Annotated in this window: 3 protein-coding genes; 2 read left to right on the top strand and 1 reads right to left on the bottom strand. The window is 50.7% G+C overall.

The genetic code is table 11. From position 1 onward, the window contains the following. Positions 1-71 precede the first annotated feature (71 nt). Entirely contained in the window at positions 72-2,141 is a 2,070-nt protein-coding gene (locus RDN79_RS18810; protein ID WP_298550990.1) for a sensor histidine kinase KdpD, read from the bottom strand. 253 nt (positions 2,142-2,394) lie between these two features. On the opposite strand from RDN79_RS18810, the gene RDN79_RS18805 reads away from it, so the two are divergent. Continuing rightward, on the top strand, positions 2,395-3,753 hold the full coding sequence (locus RDN79_RS18805) for a TIGR00341 family protein (RefSeq protein ID WP_298550988.1): 1,359 nt from the start codon (positions 2,395-2,397) through the stop codon (positions 3,751-3,753). A 19-nt stretch (positions 3,754-3,772) separates the two neighbouring features. After that, positions 3,773-5,905, top strand: a complete 2,133-nt coding sequence (locus tag RDN79_RS18800) for a S46 family peptidase (protein ID WP_366139611.1) — start codon at positions 3,773-3,775, stop codon at positions 5,903-5,905. Positions 5,906-5,965: the final 60 nt, after the last annotated feature.

Genomic DNA, 5,965 nt, shown 5'->3' with positions numbered 1-5,965 from the left:
CGCGTCATCCGCGAACCTGGTTCTTTAGTGGTACATTTAGTTTCAAATCTGCTAAAATAAGAACCTTTTTATTATTTATAGGGATTTACCGGTAACCGCAGTACGAACCGGGCTCCCCCGGTGTAACTGGTGTCCAGCTTGAGGGTCCCGTTGAGGCGTTGGGTGATGAGGCGGCAGAGGTAGAGGCCGAGGCCCGAACCGGGGATGAAGTCGTCGTTCTTGGTGAAACGTTCGAAAATCCATTCGCTCTTGTCTGCCGGGATTCCGCATCCTGTGTCGGTAACGCTTATGCACATTATCTTTCCCTCTTCTTCGGTCTGGTAAGAGAGCGTGATACTTCCCCGGTTCGTGAACTTGTTCGCGTTGTTCAGCAGATGGGAGATGATAATACCGAAATGATTCGCGTCCGAATAGATCAGGTCATTGCTCTTGTCGCCTTCGACCTGGTAATGAATATCCGGTTTCTGCTGCAATTTTTTCAACAGGTTCATCTCGTGGTGGCAAAGCAGGTCGATGTGGACCGGTTCCAGCGGGAGGACCTCGTTGCTGCTGTCCAGTTGGGCGATTACCAGCACATCGTTCATCATGGAGGTGATGTTGTTGCAGTTCGTATAGATGATCTTGCTGAATTCCTTTTTTTCCTCCGGGCTTACGCCGTCGCCGGTGATCAGTTCGGCAAAGCCGTTGATCGCATTTAGCGGCGTGCGCACTTCGTGGCACATGTTCTTGATAAAGGCGTTCTTCATCCGCTCGCTTTCCTGCGCCTTTTCACTGGCGATGATGACCAACCGGTTCGATTCCTGCAACTTTTCGTACAGCGATTTGATCTTACCTAAACGGAAGAAGATGAAGATTCCGAAGCAGATCGAGAGGATGAGCAACGCAAGGAATAGATAGAGCTGGCTCCGGCTCTTTTGAAGGTCTACTTCGAGCGCCTTTTTCTCGACCACCAGCTCGTCCACGTTCTTTTTGATCTCCAGGTCTTCGACTTTGTTTTCCATGCTTCGCGTGCGTGCGGAATCCAAGAGTACGGTATATTCCTTATAGGCTTCATAGGCGTCTTTGTACCTGTGGAGGCTGTCGAGGCAGTCGATTTTGTCTTTTAGGGTCAGGACGATGTTTTCGGTCAGGTCGAACTGGAAATCACCGTGGCGGAAATAGTGGATGACCGAATCGTTGTAATCTGCCGCTTTCTGGAAGTCCCGTATCGACTTATAATAGTTGAGCGAAGTGAAATAGCGGTCATATTCGGCGGAGAATCCGGCATCTTCGGGATATTTCCTGTTCAGGTCGATGAAGTAGTTGAAATAGTAGGTTGCCATATCTTTCCCGACTGTTTCAGTTGCGGTTGCCAAAGTGGAGTAGGCGTTGAGCAGGTGCCGTTTGCTTGTGTACGGCCGTTTTTTCATCTCTTTTGTGGCCGCGTATTCCTTTTGTATGTTCAGGTAGCGGAGGGAGACTTTCACCCGATCTTCGGGAGTCGCTTCCATAAGGCTCAGTATACTGAGCGTATTGAGGCGGAACAGGTAGGAATAGCGGAGCGGGATGTTCTCCGACAGTTTGATCGCATTGTTCATGTAATAACAGACCTCTTTGTAAATGGCCTCCTGGTTTTTCGGATCGACCCGGTTGCTGTTTGCCATACCGAGGAGATAGTTGTTCGCTATTTTGTCGAGAACCGACATGTCCTTTTCCGTTTCAAGGCGGAGTTTGTATTTTTCGATCAGTTTCATCCGGTCCTCGCCTTTGGTGTAATAGACTACGCGGACGTCCATGATCGTCTTCATGTACGTGACGAGGTAATCGCGTGCTTTCCCTTTCAGTTCCCGTTCGGCTTCGGCGAGATACACCTTTGCGCTGTCTTTGGCATCGGTATTCACGTAAAAGCGCAAGATCTCGGTCAAGGCCGCTTCCTTATAATAGTCTTCGTCTTCTTCGAGGGCGAGCTGATAGAGTTGTTTCGCATATTTAACCTGTTCCTCCTGCCGTGAAATATCCATCAGATTAGTCATGGTTTCCAGTTTTTGCAAGGAGGAGGAGGCGGACGACAAAGCCCCCGACAGTGAATCTTTCACTGCTGTATTCGCCTCCGTAGCGAGGGAAAAAGCGAGGAAGTATATCAGGAGAATGTAGTGTTTCATCTTATTTATCGAGATTAATTGAGAATGTTTGTTATTATACTGCTCTGCGCATTTGCAAAGTTAAGCGAAAATCAATGATTATTGAGAGATTTAACGCGCTTATTTTATGTTCACAGCTCTTATTTTTTATTTCGAGATACTATTTCTATCTTTGTGCGGTTTAGGCGATGTGTTAAAACGGTTGTGAGAGAGTGTTAGCCATTGTAAAGCCCCTTTAACGGGATGTTCATATACAAACATTGATTTTAATAGGATGGAAAAAGGATTGTTGCACAAGCAGATTAGGGACTTCTTTGTCCGTAATTTCGATGTCCGTCAGGAAAAAGAGGATGAGCTCGAAACGATCGAGTCTATCAAGAAAGGCATAGAGTTCAAGGGGACGAACCTCTGGGTTCTGATCTTTGCGACTTTCGTCGCTTCGCTGGGTTTGAATACGAACTCGACGGCGGTGATTATCGGTGCGATGTTGATCTCCCCGCTGATGGGGCCTATCATGGGGTTCGGCTTGGGGCTGGGGATTTCCGATTTCGATCTGATCAAGCGTTCCTTCCGCAATTTTGCCACGGCGACGGTCTTCAGTGTCATCACGTCGACGCTCTTTTTCCTGATCTCCCCGATCAGCGAGGCGCAGAGCGAGTTGCTGGCCCGTACGCAGCCGACCGTCTACGACGTGCTGATCGCTTTCTTCGGCGGTCTGGCGGGGATCGTGGCCAGTTCGACCAAGAGCAAGGGGAATGTGATTCCCGGCGTGGCGATCGCCACGGCTTTGATGCCGCCGCTTTGTACGGCCGGTTTCGGGTTGGCGAGCGGTAACCTGTATTATTTCTTCGGCGCTTTCTACCTTTATTTTATCAATACGGTGTTCATCAGCCTGGCGACCTATGTGGTGGTCCGCCTGCTGAAATACCCGAAGAAAGTCTTTTTAGACAAACAGCGCGAGAAGATCGTGACGCGGTATGTCGGGGTGATCGTCTTCTTTACCATCGTGCCCAGCCTTTTCCTGAGCTACAACCTGATCCGGGCCAGTTATTTCAACGACCGGGTGCGGACGTTTGTCGCCGATGAGCTGAGTTTCCCGAACACGCAGATACTGAGCAAGACGGTGACCGACACCAGTGACAAGAAAGAGGTGAAAGTAGTCCTGATCGGCGAGACAGTGCCTGAAACGATGATTACGAACGCCCGTGCCAAGATGCCGAAATACGGCTTGAAAAACGTGGGGCTTATCGTGCAACAGGGTTTCGGGCAGGAAGCCACCGATATCAACGAGTTGAAAAGCCTGCTGATGCAGGACCTGTATAAGAATAGCGAAGAGGTCCTCCGGGCGCAATCCGTGCAGATCGATTCGCTGAAACGCGACCTGAACAAATATCACAGTTACAATCATCTTACGTCCGAGCTGATGCCGGAAATGAAAGTTCTTTTCCCCTATGTCAAGGAAGTTTCTTGTGCGCATACCTATCTGATGGATATGGATAGCATTCGACCCGATACCGTCCTGTTAGTCTACCTGAAAAGTAAAGAAAAAGTGCGTGAGGCAGAGCAGGAAAAGATTAAGAAATGGCTTGCCGCGCGTGTAGAACGAAAGAAAATCAAATTAATTATTGAATAACGAACAAAGAATGAATTTTATGAAGAAGTTGTGGGCAGTGTTACTGCTTCTCGTTGCTTCAGGCCAAGTGTTTGCCGATGAGGGCATGTGGGTGCTGAAAGAGTTGAACAAACAAAACCTGGCGAGGATGAAGGAGTTGGGATTTACTCCGTCTTACGAACAGTTGTACAGTGAAACCGGCCCTTGTGTCGCCAACGCCGTCGTGATCTTCGGAGGAGGATGTACCGGCATTACCGTTTCGAACGAGGGATTGGTCTTCACCAACCACCATTGCGGTTTCGGTTCGATCCAGCAGTTGAGCAGTGTGGAACACGATTACCTGAAAGACGGTTTCGTTTCGCAGAGTAAGGAAGAAGAATTGCCGGTTCCGGGCCTGACGGTCCGTTACCTGCGTGAGACGGTGGATGTGAGCGACCGTATCAATTCTGAGATCGCTTCGATCAAGGAAGAGCACCTGCGTCTGGCCGCCGCCGATTCGATCGGGCAGGCGATGGCCGATTCTGTCGGGAACACGGAATTCCAGTCTGCCGATGTCGTGCCTTTCTACAACAATAACAAGTATTTCCTGATCGTCTACGATGTCTACAACGACGTCCGCATGGTGTTCGCCCCGCCCAGCTCGGTCGGGAAGTTCGGCGGCGATACGGACAACTGGATGTGGCCGCGCCATACGGGCGACTTCTCCGTGTTCCGCGTATATGCCGGAGCCGACAACAAGCCGGCGGCCTACAGCAAGGATAACAAGCCCTACCGGCCGAAATACGTGGCCGAAGTGTCGTTGCAAGGGTATGAGGACAAGGACTACGCGATGACGATCGGTTTCCCCGGCAGCACGGACCGTTACCTCTGTTCATGGGGCGTGCAGCAGCGTATCGAGGATAGCAACAAACCGCGTATCGAAGTGCGCGGCATCAAGCAGGCGATCTGGAAAGACGCGATGTTGAAGAGTGACGAGGTGCGCATCAAATATGCCTCCAAATATGCCGGCAGCTCCAACTACTGGAAAAACTCGATCGGTATGAACAAGGGCCTTGCCAACCTGAAAGTGATCGACCGCAAACGCGAAGAGGAAGCCGCTTTTGCCGCTTGGGTGGCACAAGACCCGAAGCGCAAGGAAGCCTATGGCGACGTGTTGAGCCTTCTGGAAAAGGGATATACTTCTTCCGGCGAATATAAGAAGATCTCCACCTACCTGGGCGAAGCGTTCCTGAGCGGCGCCGAGATCGTGAAGCTGGCCCGCATGATCCAGAGCGTGGATGTGAAAGGCTCGACCCCCGAAGAGATCGACATCTTCCTCGAAGATAATATCAAAGGCTTCTTCAAGGACTACGACGCAAGCCTCGACCGGAAGGTGCTGGCGGCAATGATGAAGATCGTGAAAGAACGGGTTCCGGCTGAGAATCTTCCGGATATCTACAAGAAGGTGGACAAGAAATATAAAGGCGATTATGAAAAGTATGCCGCCGATGTATTCAAGAAGACATCCATCCTGTCTTACGACAATATCGCCTCCATGCTGAAGGACCCGAAGAAATATGCGAAGCTGAAGAAGGACCCGGCTGCCGAGTTGAGCCTGTCCGTCCTCATCTCCCTCTTCGAGTTGCAACAGCTCACGGGTGATTCTTACTACGATATCGCCAAGGGCGAACGCCTCTATTTTGCCGGCTTGAAAGAGATGCACCCGGAGAAGGCTTTCGCTTCGGACGCCAACTTTACGATGCGTGTGAGCTACGGTTCCATCGGCGGTTACCGTCCGTACGATGCTGCCTGGTATGATTACTATACGACCCAGAAGGGGATCTTCGAAAAGGAAAACCCCGAAAGCGACGAGTTCTGGGTGCAGCCCGAAATCCTCGACCTGATCCGCAGCAAGGACTTCGGCCAGTATGCCAACAAGGACGGCGAATTGCAGCTTTGCTTCCTCTCGAACAACGACATCACAGGCGGTAACTCCGGCAGCCCTGTGTTCGACAAGAACGCCCGTCTGATCGGCCTTGCCTTCGATGGCAACTGGGAAGCGATGAGCGGCGACATCGCCTTCGAGCCGGACTTGCAGCGCACGATCAGCGTCGACATCCGCTATGTGCTGTATATGATTGACAAGTGGGGGAAATGCCCGCGGTTGATTGAGGAGTTGAAATTGGTGAAGTAAGGAAGGTGTCAAAAGAAAATCCTGCTTACAATAGACATAATTTAGGCACGGATTTCACGG

It is taken from the genome of uncultured Parabacteroides sp., assembly GCF_902493135.1.
In the GTDB taxonomy this organism is placed as follows: Bacteria; Bacteroidota; Bacteroidia; order Bacteroidales; family Tannerellaceae; genus Parabacteroides.
Note: the sequence above shows the minus strand (reverse complement) of the source record. Positions and strands in the feature narration are given on the sequence as shown.

Bases quoted from the DNA above. Each gene is read 5' to 3' on its own strand.
- RDN79_RS18810 (WP_298550990.1), bottom strand. From the start codon at position 2,141: ATGAAACACTACATTCTCCTGATATACTTCCTCGCTTTTTCCCTCGCT.
- RDN79_RS18805 (WP_298550988.1), top strand. From the start codon at position 2,395: ATGGAAAAAGGATTGTTGCACAAGCAGATTAGGGACTTCTTTGTCCGT.
- RDN79_RS18800 (WP_366139611.1), top strand. From the start codon at position 3,773: ATGAAGAAGTTGTGGGCAGTGTTACTGCTTCTCGTTGCTTCAGGCCAA.